The 20,929-nt window shown below is 68.5% G+C and carries 16 protein-coding genes; 7 read left to right on the forward strand and 9 right to left on the reverse strand.

Annotated features, from left to right (window positions below; genetic code table 11):
- Window positions 1–235: 235 nt before the first annotated feature.
- The 4 genes from WIX39_RS21690 to WIX39_RS21705 all read right to left on the reverse strand — a co-directional run bounded on the left by WIX39_RS21690 (window position 236) and on the right by WIX39_RS21705 (window position 6,272).
- Complete coding sequence (locus WIX39_RS21690; RefSeq protein ID WP_081267164.1) at window positions 236–1,192, reverse strand: alpha-E domain-containing protein; 957 nt, start codon at window positions 1,190–1,192, stop codon at window positions 236–238.
- 13 nt (window positions 1,193–1,205) lie between these two features.
- Window positions 1,206–2,705, reverse strand: a complete 1,500-nt coding sequence (locus WIX39_RS21695; protein ID WP_081267165.1) for a circularly permuted type 2 ATP-grasp protein — start codon at window positions 2,703–2,705, stop codon at window positions 1,206–1,208.
- Between the two features lie 100 nt (window positions 2,706–2,805).
- Window positions 2,806–3,654, reverse strand: coding sequence for an oxepin-CoA hydrolase, alternative type (locus WIX39_RS21700; RefSeq protein WP_081267166.1), 849 nt, complete (start codon window positions 3,652–3,654; stop codon window positions 2,806–2,808).
- A 143-nt stretch (window positions 3,655–3,797) separates the two neighbouring features.
- Window positions 3,798–6,272 carry a DNA internalization-related competence protein ComEC/Rec2 gene (locus tag WIX39_RS21705; protein ID WP_106933965.1) on the reverse strand — a complete coding sequence of 825 codons (2,475 nt, stop codon included), beginning with the start codon at window positions 6,270–6,272 and terminating at the stop codon, window positions 3,798–3,800.
- 140 nt (window positions 6,273–6,412) lie between these two features.
- Here WIX39_RS21705 and WIX39_RS21710 point away from each other — a divergent pair, with 140 nt between their 5' ends.
- The 6 genes from WIX39_RS21710 (at window position 6,413) to WIX39_RS21735 (ending at window position 15,755) form a co-directional block, all read left to right on the forward strand.
- On the forward strand, window positions 6,413–9,937 hold the full coding sequence (locus WIX39_RS21710) for a DUF2126 domain-containing protein (RefSeq protein ID WP_409195811.1): 3,525 nt from the start codon (window positions 6,413–6,415) through the stop codon (window positions 9,935–9,937).
- A gap of 63 nt (window positions 9,938–10,000) precedes the next feature.
- Complete coding sequence (locus tag WIX39_RS21715) at window positions 10,001–12,763, forward strand: circularly permuted type 2 ATP-grasp protein (RefSeq protein WP_409195812.1); 2,763 nt, start codon at window positions 10,001–10,003, stop codon at window positions 12,761–12,763.
- Between the two features lie 122 nt (window positions 12,764–12,885).
- On the forward strand, window positions 12,886–13,722 hold the full coding sequence (locus WIX39_RS21720) for a basic amino acid ABC transporter substrate-binding protein (RefSeq protein ID WP_409195813.1): 837 nt from the start codon (window positions 12,886–12,888) through the stop codon (window positions 13,720–13,722).
- A gap of 22 nt (window positions 13,723–13,744) precedes the next feature.
- Window positions 13,745–14,713 carry a transglutaminase family protein gene (locus WIX39_RS21725; protein WP_081267170.1) on the forward strand — a complete coding sequence of 323 codons (969 nt, stop codon included), beginning with the start codon at window positions 13,745–13,747 and terminating at the stop codon, window positions 14,711–14,713.
- On the forward strand, window positions 14,710–15,168 hold the full coding sequence (locus WIX39_RS21730) for a RidA family protein (RefSeq protein ID WP_409195814.1): 459 nt from the start codon (window positions 14,710–14,712) through the stop codon (window positions 15,166–15,168). Before WIX39_RS21725 ends, WIX39_RS21730 begins: the two co-directional genes overlap by 4 nt.
- 5 nt (window positions 15,169–15,173) lie before the next feature.
- Window positions 15,174–15,755, forward strand: coding sequence for a nucleotidyltransferase family protein (locus WIX39_RS21735; RefSeq protein ID WP_409195815.1), 582 nt, complete (start codon window positions 15,174–15,176; stop codon window positions 15,753–15,755).
- Here WIX39_RS21735 and WIX39_RS21740 read toward each other — a convergent pair.
- A complete protein-coding gene (locus WIX39_RS21740; RefSeq protein WP_409195816.1) occupies window positions 15,727–16,731 on the reverse strand; it encodes a hypothetical protein in 1,005 nt (334 codons plus the stop codon). The genes WIX39_RS21735 and WIX39_RS21740 overlap by 29 nt on opposite strands.
- Window positions 16,728–17,486, reverse strand: coding sequence for a hypothetical protein (locus tag WIX39_RS21745; protein WP_409195817.1), 759 nt, complete (start codon window positions 17,484–17,486; stop codon window positions 16,728–16,730). The genes WIX39_RS21740 and WIX39_RS21745 overlap by 4 nt, the downstream gene beginning before the upstream one ends.
- Window positions 17,487–17,787: 301 nt before the next feature.
- Between WIX39_RS21745 and WIX39_RS21750 the strand changes: the two genes are divergently transcribed.
- Window positions 17,788–18,798 carry a CbrC family protein gene (locus WIX39_RS21750; RefSeq protein WP_409195818.1) on the forward strand — a complete coding sequence of 337 codons (1,011 nt, stop codon included), beginning with the start codon at window positions 17,788–17,790 and terminating at the stop codon, window positions 18,796–18,798.
- A gap of 16 nt (window positions 18,799–18,814) precedes the next feature.
- Here WIX39_RS21750 and WIX39_RS21755 read toward each other — a convergent pair whose 3' ends face one another.
- From WIX39_RS21755 to fdxA, 3 genes are read right to left on the reverse strand one after another with little or no spacing between them, the layout of a single operon-like run.
- Window positions 18,815–19,576: an SDR family NAD(P)-dependent oxidoreductase gene (locus tag WIX39_RS21755; protein WP_409195819.1), complete on the reverse strand. Its 762-nt coding sequence runs from the start codon at window positions 19,574–19,576 to the stop codon at window positions 18,815–18,817.
- Window positions 19,577–19,625: 49 nt separating this feature from the next.
- Entirely contained in the window at window positions 19,626–20,540 is a 915-nt protein-coding gene (locus WIX39_RS21760; RefSeq protein ID WP_106933957.1) for a LysR family transcriptional regulator, read from the reverse strand.
- A 27-nt stretch (window positions 20,541–20,567) separates the two neighbouring features.
- A complete protein-coding gene (gene fdxA / locus WIX39_RS21765; RefSeq protein WP_285409730.1) occupies window positions 20,568–20,903 on the reverse strand; it encodes a ferredoxin in 336 nt (111 codons plus the stop codon).
- Window positions 20,904–20,929: the final 26 nt, after the last annotated feature.

Genomic DNA, 20,929 nt, shown 5'->3' on the forward strand with positions numbered 1-20,929 from the left:
CTCAGCATCATTTGTGACCAAATGAAAACTGAGGACCGCGATTATGGGAGGGCAGCGCGTGTTTACAAGGTATTAATGCACGCTTTTAAACGCCTGAAAAACATCAAATCAGGCGAGTTAATTCATATTGTTTACTTTTGACGTTGCCGATGTCGTTGCGTCAACAATTGTCAAAACTCTGCTCCGAACGGAGCGGGCGTCATCTCCCTCAAGAGAGATGACGCTTTCACGATTTTCAATGCGCAGGCACCAGGAAATCCTGGCTGATCCGGCCGCCCAGCTCGTTCACGCGGTCGAGGAACTGCGTGAGATACGCGTGCAACCCCGTCGCAAGAATCTCGTCGACCCGCGCGTACTGCAGGTCGGCCAGCAGCTTGCCGGCGCGGCGCTGGGTTTCGGCGCTCTGCTCGTTCTGCACCTTCGCGAGGTTGTTGACCACCTCGACCAGGCTCGCATGCAGCGAGCGCGGCATGTCAGCGCGAAGAATCAGCAGCTCGGCCACGCGCTCGGGCTTGATGACGTCGCGGTACACCTTGCGGTAGACCTCGAAGGCCGAGACGCTGCGAAGAATGGCGCTCCAGTGATAGAAGTCGTACTCCTGGTCTTCCTCGGTGGCGGCGCCGAAGAACTCGCTGTTGAGCGCGTGGAACTTCACGTCGACCAGGCGCGCGGTGTTGTCGGCGCGTTCGAGGAAGGTGCCCAGGCGCGAGAAGTAGAAGGCTTCGTCCTGCAGCATGGTGCCCAGCGTGACGCCGCGCGACAGGTGCGAGCGGAACTTCACCCACTCGAAGAACTGGCCCGGGTCGCGCTCGAAGTCGCCCGCGCGCAGCATGCGGTTCACTTCGAGCCAGGTGGTGTTCTGCGTTTCCCAGGCTTCGGTGGTGAGCGCGCCGCGCACGGCGCGTGCGTTCTCGCGCGCGGCCTTGAGGCAGGACACGATGGACGAGGCATTGCTCTCGTCCTTGACCATGAACTCCATCACTTCCTTGGGCGCGATCTGGTCGTACTTCTGGTTGTACCAGGGCAGCAGCTCGCTGATGGAGAGCACGCCCTGCCAGCCGTACTTGGCGACTTCGGCGGATTGAGGCAGCAGCGAGGTCTGGTAATTGACGTCGAGCATGCGCGCCGTGTTCTCGGCGCGCTCGGTGTAGCGGGACATCCAGTAGAGATGGTCGGCAGTACGTGACAGCATCTTCGTCGTGCTCCTACAGCGATTGGCTTTGCGACTGCGCGGGCGCCGCCTTGGGCTTGGGCGCGCGGTCGGCTTCGAGAATCCAGGTGTCCTTGGTGCCGCCGCCCTGCGACGAGTTGACCACCAGCGAGCCTTCTTTCAGCGCCACGCGCGTGAGGCCGCCGGGCACCATCTGCACCTCGCTGCCCGAGAGCACGAAGGGCCGCAGGTCGATGTGGCGCGGCGCGATGCCTGCGTCCACGAAGGTGGGCGAGGTCGACAGGCTCAGCGTGGGCTGGGCGATGTAGCCGTCGGGCTTGGCGATCACGGCCTTCTTGAAGTCCTCGATCTCGGCCTGCGTGGCGGCCGGGCCGATCAGCATGCCGTAGCCGCCGGCGCCGTGCACTTCCTTGACGACCAGGTCCTTCATGTTGTCGAGCGTGTATTGCAGCTCGTCCTTGTTGCGGCACATGTAGGTGGGCACGTTCTTCAGGATCGGCTTCTCGCCGAGGTAGAACTCCACCATCTTCGGCACGTAGGGGTAGATCGACTTGTCGTCGGCCACGCCGGTGCCCACCGCATTGCAGATGACGACGTTGCCTTCGCGGTAGGCGCGCATCAGGCCCGCGCAGCCCAGCGTGGACGTGGGACGGAACACCTCGGGGTCGAGGAAGTCGTCGTCCACGCGGCGGTAGATGACGTCGACGCGCTTCGGCCCGCGCGTGGTACGCATGTAGACGAAGTTGTCCTTGACGAACAGGTCCTGCCCTTCGACCAGCTCCACGCCCATCTGCTGCGCGAGGAAGGCGTGCTCGAAGTAGGCGCTGTTGTACATGCCCGGCGTGAGCACCACCACCGTGGGCTCGGCCGTGGCCGGCGGCGCGCTGGCGCGAAGCGTCTCCAGCAGCAGGTCGGGGTAATGCGCGACCGGCGCGATGCGGTTCTGGTTGAACAGCTCCGGGAAGAGCCGCATCATCATCTTGCGGTTCTCGAGCATGTAGCTCACGCCGCTGGGCACGCGCAGGTTGTCTTCGAGCACGTAGTACTCGCCGTTGCCCTCGGCATCGGGGGCGCGGACGATGTCGATGCCCGAGATGTTCGAGTAGACGTTGTGCGGCACGTTGACGCCCATCATCTCGGGGCGGAACTGCGCGTTGTTCAGGATCTGCTCGGCCGGGATGATGCCGGCCTTGATGATTTCCTGGTCGTGGTAGACGTCATGCAGGAAGCGGTTGAGCGCCGTGACGCGCTGAACCAGCCCTTTTTCCATGCTGTCCCACTCGTTGGCCGGAATGATCCGCGGCAGCAGGTCGAACGGGATGAGCCGCTCGGTGCCGGAACCGTCTTCGTCCTTCGCGCCGTACACGGCAAAGGTAATACCGACCCGGCGGAAAATCATTTCCGCCTCTTCACGCCGCGAACGCATCACCTCACCGGGTTGCTTCGCGAGCCATTGGTCGTAGCGCTTGTAATGCTGTCGGATCGCAGCCCCCGCATAGGGCAACTGCTCATACATCTCGTCGAATTTGTGCATGGAACGACCAATCTCCTTGAGCCGTAGCTTAGCAAGTTCGAGGCCAGTAGAACCCCTTATGCGGCGGCCGGAGACGGGTCGAAGCTCTTTTTTTTGCGGGCTACCGCACCGGGGTTTCGGCCGGCGGCTGCTGCTTCTTGCGCGGCGAGAGGAATTCCTTGATGCGCTCCCCGCTCTCGTCGCCGTAGAGGCTGGCAACGGAAGATTCGCGCTCGGCATCGAGCTGTTCCCGCCGGCTGCGGCCCCGGGCAGAGTGCACGAGCTGCTTGATGCGCGCCTGCACTTCGAACGGCCCGCGGGAAAGCTCCTGCGCCCATTCGAGCGCCGTGGCGCAGGCACTGCCGCGCGGCACCACCTTGTTGACCACGCCCCAGTCGTGCAGCCGCCTGGCGCTGCAGGGCTTGCCGTCGAGCAGCATCTCCAGGGCCGCCTGCGGCGGCAGCGAACGCACCAGCGAATCGGAACCTCCGCCGTCGGGCGTGAGCCCCAGGTTGACGTAAGACATCGCGAACCTGGCGTCTTCCGCCGCCACGATGAGATCGCAGGCCAGGCACAGCGAAAAACCGCCCGCCACGGCCGCACCCTCGACCGCCGCGATGACGGGCTGGGGCGCTTCCTGGATCGCCATGATCCATTCGTTCAGCGCCTCGAGGTGGCCGTGCTGCTCGGCCTCGGGCAACTTGCGCTGCCGCGCCAGCCGCCGAAGGTCGCCGCCGCCGCTGAAGTGCTCGCCCTCCCCGCACAGCACGATGGCGCGCACCGTGCGAAAGCCCGAGGTGGCCCGCAGCGCCTTGGCCGCCGCGCGGTAGACCGCCGGGTTGACCGCGTTGCGCGCGGCCGGGTTGCTCAGGGTCAGCACCAGCACCGGACCCTCGCGGTGCGTCTTGAGCCTTGCGCCGGACGTGGCCGTGGCGCTCGCGCTGGTGATGGTCGGGACGGCGGTGGTCATGGCGCGGGCCCGGAAAACCGGCCCCACCGGCAACTGCTGCGATCTTGCATGGCATTCCCTTTGCGTTGTTTCAGACCGTATAACGCACGCGACCACTCGCCGGCGCTACCTCAGTGATGAGTACTTTACGTTTAATTTGACAATTAATTCACGATTTCAACGCGTTCAGGCACACGATGCCGCCAGTAGCGCGCATGGCGCTCGCGCTCGCAGGCGACATCGTCAGGCTGCGTGCTGCGCCAGTGGGCGGCACCGCAGCGGGGGCTGTCGACCAGCCGTACCCCGTGGGCCGCGTACCGCGCCGCCACCTCGGGCGCCGGGTGGCCGAAACGGTTGCGATAGCCTGCCTGGACCAGTGCAATGCGCGGCTGCACGGCGTCGAGGAAGGTTTCGCTCGACGAGGTCTTGCTGCCGTGATGAGGCACCAGCAGCACGTCGGCGCGCAACTCCGGCGCGCGCGCGACCAGCGCGGACTCCTGCATGCGCTCGACATCGCCCACCAGCAGCGCGGCGGCACGGCCGTTGCCGATGCGCAGCACGCACGACACGGCATTGGGCTTGGCGGTGAAGGCCTGGTAGTCGTCCGCCGCGGGGTGCAGCACCTCGAAATCCACGCCGTCCCATGTCCAGCGCTGGCCGGCCTCGCAGCGCCGCGCCGGACGCAGGGCCTGCAGCGGATGCGTGGCTTCGATCGAACTGCGCAAGTCCGCTTGCGGCTGCATCGCGAGCACGGCCTGCGCTCCGCCCGTGTGGTCGGTGTCGCGATGGCTCAGCACCAGCATGTCGAGGCGCTCGCCATAGGCGCGCAGCAGCGGCACGAGCACGCGGTGGCCGGCATCGCTTTCGAGGCTGTAGCGCGGACCGGTGTCGTACAGCAGGCTGTGCGTGGCGGTGCGAACCAGCACAGCGTTGCCCTGCCCGATGTCGGCGGCCAGCAATTCGAACTCTCCCGCCGCGGGACGCGGCGCCTGCCACAGCAACACCGGCAGCAGGAACGGCAGGCCGAGCACGCGCAGCGACCACGGCAGGCGCATCGCGAGCAATGCGCCGCCAGCCACGCCGCAAGCCGCCATCCACAGCGGCGGCGCGGCCATCGACAGCGTGGCGAGCGGCAAGCCGGCGCACCATTGCAGCAGCACCGAAAGCGCATGCACCGCCCACGCGGCCGCGTCCCACAGCGGCGCGATGGACACGCCCAGCATCGCCAGCGGCGTGACGACCAGCGTGACCCACGGGATCGCGACCGCATTGGCCAGCAGCCCGACCAGCGACACCTGCTGGAACAGCAGCAGGCTCAGCGGCGCGAGCGCCAACGTGATGACCCATTGCTCGCGAAAGAAACCCAGCAGCCGCGCCGAAGCCCGCGCGCGCGGCTCGCCGGGCACCGACGCATCGGTGGCGAACAGCACGCCCACCGCCACGAAGCTGAGCCAGAAGCCGGCCTGCATCAGCGCCCATGGGTCGAGCGCCACCACCACCGCCGCGGTCAGCAGCCACACATGCGGCCAGGGCCAGCGCCGCCCGGTGAGCCGCAGCGTGGCGACCGTCGCGAGCATCCACACCGTGCGCTGCGACGGCACGCCCCAGCCGCTGAAGAGCGCATAGAGCCCCGCCAGCAACACGCCGCCGACCAGCGCGGCCTGCTGCGCGGGCAGGCCCAGCATCAGGCGCGGGCAGCGCCGCCACAGCCAGCCAACGACATGGGCCGCCAGCCACGCGAACATCGTGACGTGGAGGCCCGAGATCGACATGAGATGCGCCACGCCGGTGGCACGGAACACATCCCAGCCCGCGCGGTCGATGGCCTGCTGGTCGCCCGTGACCAGCGCCGCGATCACGCCGGCCCGCGCGCGGTCGGGCACGCGCTCGAAGATCGCGTCGCGCACGGCTTCGCGCGCACGCTCGACCGGATGCCGCCAGGTGACGGCGATGCGCTTCGGCGCGGCATCTCGCGCACCGGTGCGCACATAGCCATTGGCCTGGATGCCCTGCTCCCAGGCCCACAGCTCCCCGTCGAAGCCGAAGGGATTGACGTTGCCGTGCGGCGCCTTGAGGCGCACGGCAAGCAGCCATCGCTCGCCGGCGTGCACGGAAGCGACCGGGCTCGCGGACGCGGCCTTGCCGGCGGATGAGCGCCCCCACAGCCCCGTGTTCTCCGCATACCAGCCGAGGGAGACGTGGCCCGGAACCGGCAATGGCTCGTCGACGGACGCATCGGCCCAGCGTGCGGACTCCACATCGAGCCGAAACCGCGTCCCGGCTTCGTTGCGTTGCGGCATCTCCGCGACCACGCCCGTGACCACGAGGTCGCGCCCTTCGAGCGCCGGTGCCAGCGCGCCGCCCGCGTAGACCACCGCGCGCCAGCCCGCCAGCCCCGCCCCGGCCATGGCTCCGCAAAGCAGTGCGAGCACCATGGCCGGCAGGCGCCGTTCGATGAAAAAAGGCCGGCGCCATCGCCCGAGACCCGCCACGGCCGCCAGCAGCAAGACGGCATAGACCCATGCGGGCCAGAGCGACGGCTGCTGCAATTGCAGGGCCGCGCCCAGCAGCGATCCGCCCAATGCGGCGAAGCCTCGCGACCCGCCCACGGCATTGCCCGACGCGTGAAATCGCGTCATGAAAGAACGTCCGTACACATGATGCAAACCCTCCCCGACTCACGCTCAGTGGCGCGTTAATTGCTAAGCATCTCGGCTAGTATGCGTCTCACCAGAGACATCTTTCCGATGCAATCTGCCAGTACTGCACACAAAAACGCATGTCTATCCACGCCGCTCTACACCACGTCACCCATTACAAATACGACCGCCTGGTGCAGTTGGGCCCTCAGGTCGTGCGCTTGCGTCCCGCGCCGCATTGCCGCAGCAACGTCATCTCGTATTCGCTGCGGGTCGAACCCGCGGAGCACTTCGTCAACTGGATGCAGGACCCGTTCGCCAACTACCAGGCGCGGCTCGTGTTTCCCGAGAAGACACGCGAGTTCAAGGTCACTGTCGACCTCGTGGTCGAAATGGCGGTCTACAACCCCTTCGACTTCTTCCTCGAGCCGCAGGCGGAGAACTTCCCCTTCAAGTACACGGCCTCGCAGGCCGAGGAGCTCGCGCCCTACCTCGTGGCCGACCCGGTCACGCCGCTGCTGGAGGCCTACCTCGACAAGGTCGAGCGCAAGGAACAGCGCACCATCGACTTCCTGGTCGGCATCAACCAGCAGGTGCAGAAAGACGTCAACTACCTGATCCGCATGGAGCCCGGCGTGCAGACGCCGGAAGAAACGCTGGCCAACGGCAGCGGCTCCTGCCGCGACTCGGGCTGGCTGCTGGTTCAACTGCTGCGCCACTGCGGACTGGCCGCGCGCTTCGTCTCGGGTTACCTGATCCAGCTCACCCCCGACGTGAAGGCGCTCGACGGCCCGAGCGGCACCACGGTCGACTTCACCGACCTGCACGCCTGGTGCGAGGTGTTCCTGCCGGGCGCGGGCTGGATCGGCCTCGACGCCACTTCGGGCCTCTTGGCCGGCGAAGGCCACATCCCGCTGGCCTGCACGCCCACGCCATCGAGCGCCGCGCCCATCGAGGGCGGCGTGGACGAATCCGAGGTCGAGTTCGGCCATGAGATGAAGGTCACGCGCATCTACGAATCGCCGCGCGTCACCAAGCCCTACACCGAAGAGCAATGGGCCGAGGTGCTGACCCTCGGCGACGCGGTCGATGCGCGCCTGAAGGCCGGCGACGTGCGCCTCACCATGGGCGGCGAGCCGACCTACGTGGCCACCAGCGACCGCGACGCGCCCGAGTGGAACACCGACGCCCTCGGCCCCACCAAGCGCGGCTACGCCACCGAGCTCGTGCACAAGCTGCGCGCCGAGTACGGCAAGGGCGGCTTCCTGCACTTCGGCCAGGGCAAGTGGTATCCGGGCGAGCAGCTGCCGCGCTGGGCGCTGTCGATCTTCTGGCGCGCCGACGGCCAGACGCTGTGGCACGACCCCGAGCTGTTCGCCGACGAACGCTTTCCCACCCACTACACCAGCGAAGACGCACGCCGCTTCACCACCGTGCTGGCGCACAAGCTCGGCCTGACCGAGCGCTACATCCAGCCCGGCTACGAAGACATCTACTACTACCTCTGGCGCGAACGCCGCCTGCCGGTGAATGTCGACCCCTTCGACTCGAAGCTCGACGACGAACTCGAACGCGTGCGCCTGCGCCGCGTGTTCACGCAGAAGCTCGACGCGGTGATCGGCTACATGCTGCCCATCGAGCCCGGCAATGCGAACGGCGACGCTCCCGCGCTGGCGGGCCCGGCCTGGAAGACCGGCCCCTGGTTCCTGCGCGACGACCGGCTCTACCTGATTCCCGGCGACTCGCCCATGGGCTACCGCCTGCCGCTCGACTCCCAGCCTTGGGCCAGCAAGGGCGACTACCCCTACCTGATCGAGCGCGACCCGACCGCGCCGCGCGGCGCACTGCCGAGCGCGGCCGATTACCGCGCGCGCTACACCGCCGGCGCAGCCGCCGCCGGTGCTGGTGCCGCCGCTGGTGCCGCCGGCCTCGGTGACGTGCCCTACACCTTCGGCACGCCGCCCGTGGTGCCCGCCTCGCTGCGCATGCAAAGCCCCGGCGATGCGGCAAGCGGCGAAGCATCGGCAACCGACGACGCCACCGACAAGCCCACCACCCGCCAGCCGCTGCGCGGCGAATCCGCCCACTGGGTCACGCGCACCGCGCTGTGCGTCGAAGTGCGCGACCCGCGCCGCGCCAACGGCCCGGTGGCCGAGAAGAAGGGCAACGCCTCAGGCGTGCTCTACGTCTTCATGCCGCCGCTCGCGCGCCTGGAGGACTACCTCGACCTCGTCGCCGCGGTGGAAGCCACCGCGCGCGACCTGGGCGTGCGCATCGTGATGGAAGGCTATCCGCCGCCGCGCGACCCGCGCCTGAAGATGCTGGCCGTCACGCCCGACCCCGGCGTGATCGAAGTCAACATCCACCCGGCCCAAAACTGGAAGGAACTGGTCGCCCACACCGAGTTCCTCTACAACGCCGCGTTCGAAACCCGCCTGTCGGCCGAGAAGTTCATGACCGACGGCCGCCACACCGGCACCGGCGGCGGCAACCACTTCGTGATGGGCGGCGCCACGCCCGCCGACAGCCCTTTCCTGCGCCGGCCCGAACTGCTGGCCAGCCTGCTGCTCTACTGGCACAACCATCCGTCGCTGAGCTACCTGTTCTCGGGCATGTTCATCGGCCCGACCAGCCAGGCGCCGCGCGTGGACGAGGCCCGCAACGACCAGGTCTACGAGCTCGAAATCGCGCTCAAGGAAATTGCCAAGAACCGCGAGATCTACGGCCAGAACATGCCCGCATGGCTGGTCGACCGCACGCTGCGCAACATCCTGATCGACGTGTCGGGCAACACGCACCGCAGCGAGTTCTGCATCGACAAGCTGTATTCGCCCGACTCGAGCACCGGCCGCCTCGGCCTGCTGGAGCTGCGCGCGTTCGAGATGCCGCCGCATGCGCGCATGAGCATTGCGCAGCAGCTGCTCATCCGCGCGCTGGTGGCCCGCTTCTGGGACGAGCCCTACAAGGCGCCCGTCACCCGCTGGGGCACCGAGCTGCACGACCGCTTCCTGCTGCCGACCTTCGTCAAGATGGACTTCGACGACGTCATCAGCGAGATGCGCCAGGCCGGCTTCGCCTTCGACCCCGACTGGTTCGCGCCGCACTTCGAGTTCCGCTTCCCGCTGGTGGGCCAGATGCAGGCCATGGGCGTGGAGCTGTCGCTGCGCAACGCGCTGGAGCCCTGGCACGTGATGGGCGAGGAAGGCTCGGCCGGCGGCACGGTGCGCTATGTCGATTCCTCGCTGGAGCGCATCGAGGTGCGCGTGACCGGGCTGAACGAAAGCCGCCACGTCGTCACCGTCAACGGCAAGGTGCTGCCGCTGCAGCCCACGGGCGTGACGGGCGAATTCGTGGCCGGCGTGCGCTACAAGGCCTGGAACCCGCCTTCGGCGCTGCACCCCAGCATCAAGGCCCATGCCCCGCTGACCTTCGACCTGGTCGACACCTGGATGAAGCGCTCGCTGGGCGGCTGCCAGTATTTCGTGGCCCACCCGGGTGGCCGCAACTACGACACCTTCCCCGTCAACGCCTACGAGGCCGAGAGCCGCCGCCATTCGCGCTTCACGCGCACCGGCCATACGCCCGGCCTCATGCGCACGCCGCCGGCCACCATCGAGCTGCCGGGCAGCCGCGAGTTCCCGTTCACGCTCGACCTGCGGCGCTGAAGGGGTGCCTACCACACCGCCGAAGCGGCCGGGCCGTGACGGCGGTGTGACAATCCCCCTCCTGTGGAACCCTTGAACGAATCCCTGTTCGGCGCCCAGGCACTGGAATTTCCAGCGGCCCTGGCGTCGGCGCTCGCCCCGGCCGCCCAGCCCGGACACTTCGACGAATTGCGCGGGCAGGCCACCCCGGTGACGGCCTCCCGGCCGGCGGGTGGCGCGGCCGCGCCCGCCGCAGCCCCGCTGCTTTACGACGCCGCCGCGGAGCAGCGGCCGGCGCCTTCGCAGTCGCCTTCGCCTTCGCCTTCGTCTTCTCAGTCGCAATCTCAGTCCCAGACGCAGTCACAGTCCCAGGAGCCTTCCAGCGAGCAACCGCCGCTCACGCCCGCCTGGCACGACTTCTTCGAACAGCTCGGCCCCGGCGGCTTCAACGACCTGCCTCGGCGCGCCGTCAGCCTGGAGCGGCAGATCCGCGACAACGGCGTCACCTACAACGTCTACGCCGACGCCAACGGCCCGCAGCGCCCCTGGTCGCTCGACCTGTTCCCGCTGATCGTTTCGCCCGAGAGCTGGAGCCAGATCGAGGCCGGCGTGCTGCAGCGCGTGCGGGTGCTCGACCGGGTGATGGCCGACGTCTACGGCCCGCAGCAGCTGCTGGCCGAGGGGCTCATTCCCCCGGCGCTGGTGCGCGGCCACCCCGGCTACCTGCGCGCCCTGCACGGCGTGAAGCCGCCGGGCGACACCTGGCTGCACATCGCCGCCTTCGACCTCGCGCGAGGCCCCGACGGCAACTGGTGGGTGGTGTCGCAGCGCACCCAGGCGCCCTCAGGCCTGGGCTACCTGCTCGAAAACCGGCTGGCCATCACGCGGCAGTTTCCGCAGGCCTTCGAGGCGCTGCAGGTGCAGCGCCTGGCCGCCACCTACAGCGCCATGATGGAAGGCCTGCAGCGCATGTGCCCGGCCGGCGTGCCGCCGCACATCGCGCTGCTCACGCCCGGCCCGTACAACGAAACCTACTTCGAGCACGCCTACCTCGCGCGCTACCTGGGCATCACGCTGGTCGAGGGCAGCGACCTCACCGTGCGCGACCAGCGGCTCTACCTCAAGACGCTGCAGGGCCTGCGCCCGGTGCACGGCCTCATCAAGCGGCTGGACGACCAGTTCCTCGACCCGCTGGAGCTGCGGCCCGACTCCACGCTCGGCGTGCCCGGCCTGCTGCAGGCCATTCGCGCCGGCAACGTGCTGGTGGCCAACATGCCGGGCTCGGCCTTCCTCGAATCGCCGGCGTTGCTGGGTTTCCTGCCGGGGCTGGCGCGCCGCCTGATCGGCGAGAAGCTCAAGCTGCCCGCACTGCCCACCTGGTGGTGCGGCGAGCGCGCCGCGCTCGAAGCCGTGCTGCCGCAACTGGCCGACTGCGCCATCAAGCCCACCTACCCCGGGTTCGAAGGCCGCGCCAGCTTCGACGCGGTGCTCGGCAGCCAGCTCGGCCGGCGCGAGCTCGACGAGTGGGCCGGCCGCATCGTGCGCGAGGGCGACGTCCACACCGTGCAGGGCTACCAGCCGCTGTCGCAGATGCCCACCTGGGCCAACGACCTGGGCCCGGGCCACATCGCGCCGCGCGCGGTGATGCTGCGCGTGTTCGCGGTGAGCGACGGCGCGCAGTCGTGGCGCGTGCTGCCCGGCGGCCTGGCCCGGCTCGCGGGGCCCGACGCACAGATCGCCTCCATGCAGCGCGGCGGCAGCAGCGCCGACGTGTGGGTGCAGACGCTCGGCGAAGTCGACCGCACCACGCTGCTGCAGCCGCATGCCACGCCGGCATCGCTGGCACGGCACCGCGCGCCGGTCACCAGCCGCGCCGCCGAGAACATGTTCTGGCTCGGCCGCTACACCGAGCGCGCCGAGAACGCGGTGCGCATGGCGCGCCTCACGCTCAACCTGCTGGGCGGCGAAGACCAGTCGTCGCGTCCGCTGCTCGATTGGCTGCACCGCGTGGCGCTGCGCAATGCGCTGGTGCCGGCCGAGGCGCCCAGCGCGCCGAAGTCGCGCCGCGTGTTCGAGCGCGCGCTCATCGCCGAGCTGGGCGACGTCGACCGCGGCGGCAGCGTGGGCTTCAGCCTGCGATGCATCCGGCAGGCCGCGGCCGCCGTGCGCGAGCGGCTGTCGCAGGACAACTGGAACCAGATCGTTCGCGCCGAGACCGAATTCCTGCGCCGCGCCGCCGAGCAGGCCGGCGAAGGCAGCTTCGCCTCCAGCGCCGCGCTGCGCGCGCTCGAATCCGCCAGCACCGCGCTGGCCGCCATGACCGGCGCGCAGACCGACCGCATGACGCGCGACGACGCCTGGCGGCTGCTGTCGATCGGCCGCCACATCGAGCGCCTGGGCTTTTTGTCGAACGCGCTGCAGGCCGGCTTCGAGAACGGCGCGGTGCACGAGGTGAGCGGCTTCGAGGCGATGGTGGCTCTGTTCGACAGCACCATCACCTTCCATGCGCGCTACCAGCAGCGCCGCGACGTCGCCACCATGGTCGACCTGCTGGTGCTCGACGCCGAGAACCCGCGCTCGCTCGCCTGGGTCACGCAGACGCTGCGCGGACGCATCGCGCGGCTGGCCGGCAGCGCGCCGGGCAAGCTCACCGCCCTGTCGTACGAGCTGCCCGACCCGGCCGGCTGGACGCTCGAACACCTCTGCGCCGCCGGCCCGGACGCCAACTACCCGGCCCTGGCCGAACTGCTGGCCAACTGCGAGTCGGCCGCGTACCACGTGTCCGACGCCATCGGCACGCGCTACTTCACCCTCACTTCGGAATCGCTGCGCTCGGTCGGCGCGTGAACTCGCTCTCCCCCATGCTTCGCGCACTTCGTGTCGCTTCGCACTCCCCCTCACCGGGGGCAACGCCCGCGGCCCGGCAAAGCCGGTTCCGCGGCGTTTCCCGACAGATCCAGGAGACATCCATGCCCAGCAACATCATCAACCGCCGCTTCGCACTCACCGCCGCCGCGCTGCTCACGGCCCTGGCCATTGCGGGCTGCGGCAAGCAGGATGCGGCCACGCCCGCCGCCTCCGCCAGCGCGCCGCCACCGCCGGCCGCCGCCCGCGTGCTCGTGGTCGGCACCGACGCCGCCTACACGCCCTTCGAATCGCAGAACGACAAGGGCGACATCGTGGGCTTCGACATCGACGTGGTGAAAGCGGTCGCGCAGAAGGCCGGGCTCGAAGTCAAGTTCGTCAACACGCCGTGGGAAGGCATCTTCAACTCGCTCGACCAGGGTGACCGCGACCTGCTGGTGTCGGCCATCACCATCACCGACGAGCGCCGCCAGACGATGGACTTCTCGCAGCCGTACTTCGACGCCAAGCAGCTGATCGCAGTCAAGAGCGATTCGCCCGTGGCCAGGTTCGAGGACATCAAGAACCTGAAGGTCGGCGTGCAGAACGGCACCACCGGCGACGAAGTGGTCGGCAAGCTGCTCGGCAAGTCGAGCACCGCCATCAAGCGCTTCGAGTCGACCCCGCTCGCGCTGAAGGAGCTGGAAGCCGGCGGCGTGCAAGCCGTGGTGGCCGACAACGGCGTGGTCGTGCACTACCTCGCGAACAACGCGGCGGGCGGCTTCAAGACGGTGAGCGACGCCAGCTTCCCGGTGGAGAAGTACGGCATTGCCGTGAAGAAGGGCAACGCCGAGTTGCTCGCCAGGATCAACCAGGGCCTCGAGGCAATTCGCACCGACGGCACCTACGCCAGGATCTACGCCTCGCACTTCGGCACCGAGCCGAAGCAAGCGGGCAAGTAGCCAACGAGCCGGGGCCAACGCCATGCTGCTGCACGTCACGCACGAAACCCGCTATGAATACTCCCCGCCGGTCGAGACGGCACAGCACCTGGCCCACCTGAGGCCGCTGGCCACCGACTCGCAGCGCCTGGTGAGCCACAAGCTCTCCATCGAGCCGACGCCCGCGCAGCGCAACGAAACGCCCGACCTCTACGGCAACACCCGCGCCTTCTTCGCGCTCGAGGCCACGCACGACAAGCTGGTCGTCACCGCCGAGAGCGTGGTCGAGACCTCGGTGCCCGTGCTCTCGCCGGCCATCGCGCGCGAGCTGCCCTGGGAGGCGGTGCGCGAGCGTTTCCGCTTCCGCAAGGACGCCACCTTCGACGCCGCCTCGGAGTTCGTCTTTCCGTCGCCCTACGTGCCGCGGCACGACGACTTCACCGCCTATGCGCGCGCCAGCTTCGTGCCCGGTCGGCCCGCCTTCGACGTGGCGATGGACCTCACCGTGCGCATGTACGAAGACTTCGACTACGACGCCGACAGCACCGAGATCAACACCCCCGCCGTCGAGGCTCTCGCGCAGCGCAAGGGCGTGTGCCAAGACTTCGCCCACATCATGATCGCGTGCTTCCGCACCATGGGCCTGCCGGCGCGCTACGTGAGCGGCTACCTGCTCACGCAGCCGCCGCCCGGCCAGCCCCGGCTGGTGGGCGCCGACGCTTCGCATGCGTGGGTGTCGGTGTACCTGCCCGGCAAGAGCGGGGACGGCGGCAACAGCCCCGGCGGCTGGGCCGACTTCGACCCCACCAACGGCCGCCAGCCCGGCGAGGACTACGTCACGCTGGCCATCGGCCGCGACTACTCCGACGTGTCGCCGATGCGCGGCGTACTCCATGGCGGCGCAAGGCACACGCTGCGCGTCGGCGTGACCGTGCAGCCGGTGGGGGAAGTGCTCGAGGCGGTACCGCAAACACAGACACAATCGCAATCCCAAGACAAGGAGTCTCCATGAGCGTTTACGACAAACTTTCCAGCCTCGGTATCACCCTGCCCCCGGTCGCCGCCCCCGCCGCCGCCTACGTGCCCTTCGTGCAGACCGGCAACCTCGTGTTCCTCTCCGGCCACATCGCCAAGAAGGACGGCAAGGTCTGGGCCGGCCAGCTGGGCGCCAACATCGGCACCGAAGAAGGCAAGCAGGCCGCACGCGCCATCGCCATCGACCTGCTGGGCACGCTGCACGCCGCCGTGGGCGACCTGAACAAGGTCAAGCGCATCCTCAAGGTGATGAGCCTCGTGAACTCGGTCGGCACCTTCACCGAGCAGCATCTCGTGACCAACGGCGCGAGCGAGTTCTTCGCCGAAGTCTTCGGCCCCGAAAAGGGCGCGCATGCACGCAGCGCCTTCGGCGTGGCGCAGATCCCGATGGGCGCCTGCGTGGAAATCGAACTGATCGCCGAGATCGGCTGATCGCCTTGGCGCTGACGCCCGACGGCCTCATCGCGCAGGCGATGCAGGACCCCGTCAATGCGGCGCTCGCAAAACGCCTCCCCGGCCTCGGCCTGAAACAGGGCTTTCTCACCGCCGGCTGCCTGTTCCAGGCCACCTGGAACCACACTGCCGGCCGGCCGCCGGGCTGGGGCGTGAAGGACTACGACGTCTTCTACTTCGACGACAGCGACCTGTCATGGGAGGCTGAAGACGCCGTCATCCGCCGCGTGCACGAAGCCGTCGCCGACCTGGGTGCGACCGTCGAGGTCAAGAACCAGGCGCGCGTGCACCTCTGGTACGAACAGCGCTTCAAGGCGCCGTACCCGCGCCTGCGGTCCGCGCGCGACGGCATCGACCGCTACCTCATCGCCTGCACCCGCGTGGGTATCGACCTGGCCGACGGCTCGCTCTACGCGCCCGACGGGCTCGATGACCTGGCCGCCGGCATCCTGCGCATGAATCCGCTGCTGCCGATGCCGGAGATGTTCAACGCGAAGGCGCGCGACTACCAGTCGCGCTGGCCCTGGCTGCGCATCGCTACTTGCGCTTCCAGCTCGACACCGTGATGAACACGCCGGTTTCCTTCGCATCGCGCAGCCGCACGGTGTAGCGGCCCGCGCCGTCGGTGCCGCTGAACACGGCCTCGCGCTCGCTGTTGCCGGCTTCCAGGGTCGCGCCCTTGGCCAGTTCGCGGTAGGTGGCGACCAGGTCGTCGAATGCCGCGTAGCTGCGCAGCGTCACTTCGGCATCGGGCCAGCGGGCGCCCTTGAGCTCGGCGTTCTCGCGGTCGGTGTACATCGGCTTGCCGGCCAGCCCCTTGGGCATCACGATCTTGCCGGCGCTGGCGGTGCTGTTCACTTCCCCCGCCTGCACGAGCAGCGGCTTCAACGAAGCCGGAAAACCCGCCGGGAGCTCCGCATCGCGCCACCCCGGCGCCGTCGGCTGGCCCGCGATGTATTCGACGGTGGCGATCTTCTGCGCGGCCGCCGCTTCGGCGGGGTCATCGCTCTCGGCCATGAGCGCGTGGTACGAAGGCAGTGTCCTGGCCCATGCGATGAGCGGCTCGGCATCCGACGGCCTGGCGTCGGCGGGATGGAAGATCGTCAGCACGGCCTGGGGGTCGGGGTTGCACACCTTGGGTTCGTCGCGCTTGGTGGAATCGCGGCAGTGGCCGTTGACCAGCCCGATCGCCAGCAGGCGACCTTCGCCGTCGAGCAGCAGCGCGGAGCGCTCCTCGCCGTGGCCTTCGCCGCTCACCGACGCGATCACCGTGCGCCCGTCGGGCCACACAGTGCGCGTGACGTCGAAGCGCGAGCGCATGCCGTCCAGCACCTGCGCCGCGATGAGCCTGTCGCCATCGGTGTAGCTGCCGCGCGCATAGCCGACCATGGCAATCACGGCGCTGCGGATCTTGGGTTGTTCGCTGAGCTTCAGCCGGGGCGGAGGCAGCTCGGTGGTGACGGGCGCCGCGTGCACGGAGGCGCCGAGCGCGCAGGCGAGCAGCAGCGAGGCCAGTGCCTTCCCTGGAAACAGCGCGCTCATTCGGCGATCTCGATTTCGATGTTGGTGATGGCCGGCATGTCGCGCGGCACCTTGGCGTTGACGGAGAAGGCGGTGCCCTTGAGGCTGCCGAGCACATAGCCTGAACGCTCGTCCGCTTCAGACTGCATGCCCTCGAGCGGCGGCGACAGCTTCTTGTAGAAGTCGAGCACCTGCGCCACGGTGTCGACGGTCTGCAGGCGCAGCACGCGCCTGGCCTTCGCGTCGCTCAGGGCGTCCTGTCCGGTGTAGTGCAGCACAGCCCTCGGATACAGCGGCACGGACTGCGAAAAGCCCTTTGGCCGCGCGACCGGCCGGGCGTTGGTGTGCGCGGCGTCCATGGTCGTGTACTCGGTCTTCTCGAACTTCTCTTCCTTGCCGGAGTCCAGGTCTTCCTTCGGCACCGTGCGGCTCCATTCGACCAGCGGCTGCGCCTGTGCGCGATCGACGCCGGGGCGCAGGAAGATCGACAGCACCGCGTGCTGGTCGTCGCGGCAACCGGTGGACGACGACTTCACACCGCATTCGCGGTGCGCCAGCGCGGCGGCGAGCACCTCGCCGCTGCGGTCGTCCACCAGCAGGGCCGAGCGCTCGCTGCCGCCGTTGGGCAAGCGGTACGACGACAGCAGACGCTTGCCGTCCGGCAGCGCCTGCTGCTGCCGGTGGCGCCGCGATGCAAGTCCCGCGATCAGCTGTTCTGCCAGCAGGCCTTCAGGCCAGTAATACGAGCCGGAGGCCAGGCCGGCGAAATCGGTCACGGCGCGGTCGAGCGCCGGAACCTGTGAAGCTTGCGTCGGCCGCTCGGACTCGGATTCGGGCACGCGCACGAGCTGAGGCGTGGATGCGGCGCAGACGGTGGCAGCGGACAGGGTAAGAAAAAAGGAAGAAAGAGCGAGTCGGAATCTGGAAGGCATCAAAAGGAAAAAAACGTGAGGAGGAGCGTTGCGCTCCGGGCGAGCCGCATGCAGCCGCAAGAAGAAATGCGAGGACGATTCTAGAAGGCGTTCGAACGGCCGCGCGGTGTTCGGCATACTGCAACCCGGTCCTTCATTCGTCTCCATGAATCGACACACTCAGCCCCCACCCGCACCCGAAAGCGCACTGCGCGCGCTCGAAGAAAAACTGGGCGCCGCCCTGCCCCCGATCCTGCGAGGCTGCTATGCCGCGTCCAACGGCGGCAGCTTCGGCGACCCGCGCAAACGCGATGCCGAGTGGCAGCTGCATCCGGTCTTCGACGCCAGCGACCGCAAGCAGATGAAGCGCACCGCCGAAGATGTTCTCCACCACACACGGCTCGCGCTGCAGGACGCGCGCTTTCCGCGCGACGGCATCAGCATTGCGCACGACTACTCGATGTACCGCCAGCTCTTCGTGCGCCGCGACCCCGCGAGCGGCAGCATCGCCGAAGACATCCTGCTGTTCGACGTGCACACCGGCGAATTTTCTGCGCCGTACGCCAGCGACCTGCAGGCGGCCATCGATCAGGCCCGCGTGCCGGAGGCCGTGCAGCCCGACCCTGCGCGTGCGCTACCCGTGTTCCGCTACTACGCCGATCCGTTCGAATCGGGCGTGATGCGTACTTCCGGCGAAACCTGCCAGTGCTGCGGCCAGGCCACCGGCTACATCTACGACGGCAGCTTCTACGCCATCGGCGACGAATCGCACTTCTGCCCTTGGTGCATCGCCGACGGCTCGGCCGCGGCGAAGTTCGACGGCGAATTCAACGACGCGGCCGGCGTGGGCATGGGCGAGGTCGAGCTGCCCATGCGCATCATCGAAGAAGTGTCGCAACGCACGCCCAGTTTCTTCAGCTGGCAGCAGGAGCGATGGTGGGCGCACTGCAAAGACGCCGGCCGCTTCCTCGGCGAGATCGAGCACGTCGACCGCGCGCTGCTGGCGTCGGAGCCGGCCGCCGACTTCGTGCGCGAGACCTGCGACGACGCGCACCTCGATGCCGGCGAAGGCTGGCAATGGCTGCTCGACACGCCCTCGCGCGAACGCAGCTTCGCGGTGTTCGTGTTCGGCTGCCTGCACTGCGGCAAGCTGGGCGGCTACGTCGACCTGAGCTGAGCGGCGCGCACGGCCGTCAGGGCATCACCTGCCCGCCGTTGACCTCGATGACCTGCCCGGTCACATAACCGCTGGCCGCCTCGCTCGCCAGGAACACGAAGGCGCCGACGCACTCTTGGGCCGTGCCCAGCCGCCCCATGGGAATGGCATTGGCAAAGTTCTTCAGCACCTCGGGGCTCGAATGCCCGTCGTGAAAAGGCGTCTCGATCACGCCCGGCGCCACCGCATTGACGCGGATCTTCTCCTTCACCAGTTCCTTGGCCATGGTGCGCGTGATGGTCGACACGAAGCCCTTGCAAGCCGCGTAAAGCCCCGCGCCCGGCCCGCCGCCGGTGCGCGCGGCCTGCGTGGTCACGTTGATGATCGCGCCGCCGCCACTGGCGGCCATCAGCGGAATCACGCGGCGGCTCACCGCCACCACGGAGCGCGCGTTGAGGCGGAACACCGCGTCGATGTAGTCGTCGTCCGCATCGACGATGGGCGAGCGCTTCACGAAGCCGCCCGCGTTGTTGACCAGCACGTCGATGCGGCCGAACTCGGCATGCACCGTCTTCACCATGCGGTCGACGGCGGCGGTGTCGGTCACGTCGGCCTGCACCAGCAGCGCGCGGCCGCCGGCGGCCTCGATGTCGCGCGCCACATTGCGGGCCTCGTCGGCGCTGCCCCGGTAGTGAACCGCCACCCGCGCGCCGGCCTGCCCCAGCGCGCGCGCCACCGCCGCGCCTATGCCGGTGCTCGCGCCCGTGACCAGTACCGCCTTGTCCTTCAGATCGTTCATGTCGTCGTGTCTCCTTGGGTTGAAAAACGGGCGCACCCGCCACCCGCGTTCACACGGCGGCGGCTGCGATCTCCAGCTGGGTCAGCCGGCGCGCCATGCGGCCGACGAAGTTCTGCGTCACGTGCGGCAGCACCCGCTGCGACGGCACCACGATGCCGACCTGCAGCTGGTCGAGCGCCGGCAGCTCGAAGGGCCGCCAGATCAGGTCGCCGCGCTTCAGGTCTTCGATGAAGGCGATCTTCGAGAAGCACGAGATGCCCTTGCCGGCCATGATCAGCCGCTTGAGCATGGGCGTCGAATTGCAGGTGGCGGCCGGCTCCATGTCGTCCCAGAACGCAGCGAATTCGGGCGACAGCGCGGCGCTGATGACCGGGTGCGAGCTCGATCGCAGGAACGGATAGCGCGCGCACTCCTTCAGCGACACGCGCGCGTGGTTGGCCAGCGGATGGCCCGGCGGCATCACCACGCCGATGGGCAGGTTGGCCAGCGCCACCGCCGCCACGCCGCCGGGCAGCCGGCTCACGAAGGTCATGCCCACGTCGACCTGGCCCGACATCACCATCTGGGGCACGTCCATCGGCTGCACGGCGGTGATGGTGTACGTGACGGCCGGGAACACCTGCAGGAAGTCTTCCACCGCCGAAGGCAGCAGCTCCTCGAAGAACGAGTCCATGGCCGCCACCTTCACGTGGCCGGTGCGCTCGCCCTTGAGCGCGTCGAGCTCGGTGCGCATCACCTGGTACTGGTGCAGCGTTTCCTGCGCGTGCTTGAGCAGGCGCTCGCCGGCCGCGTTCAGGCGCAGGCCGTTGGGCATGCGGTCGAACAGCTCCACGCCCAGCTCGTCTTCCAGCTTGTGGATCTGCCGGTTGACCGCGCTCGCCGCGACGTAGAGCCGCTCCGAAGCCTTGCGCACCGAGCCGCAGCTCGCCACTTCGATGAAGTATTTGAGGATGCTGGCGTGCATCAGCCGGCCCTCCCTCGCGCGCAGGCGTCATCCGGCCGGCCTCGCGCGCTCCAGGGCGATGCCGGGGTGGTCGCAGGCCACCGGCCCGGTGTCGGCCGCCCCGCCGGGCGAGCCGAGCCCGCTGACGCCGGCCGCGAAGAACTCGCGGTTGATGGCCGTGAAATGTGCCATTTCGGGCGGCAGCCGAAGGTCTTCGTAGATCGCCTGCGTGGGGCAGGCGGACACGCAAATGCCGCAGTCGATGCATTCATCCGGGTGAATGTACAGAGTGCGCTCGCCTTCGTAGATGCAATCGACCGGACAGCACTTGACGCAGGCGCCGTCCTTGATGTCGATGCAGGCGCCGGTGATGACGTGGGGCATGGCACGTACCTTCGCTGACGCGGCCG

This window comes from Variovorax sp. AB1(2024), assembly GCF_037482385.2.
In the GTDB taxonomy this organism is placed as follows: Bacteria; Pseudomonadota; Gammaproteobacteria; order Burkholderiales; family Burkholderiaceae_C; genus Variovorax.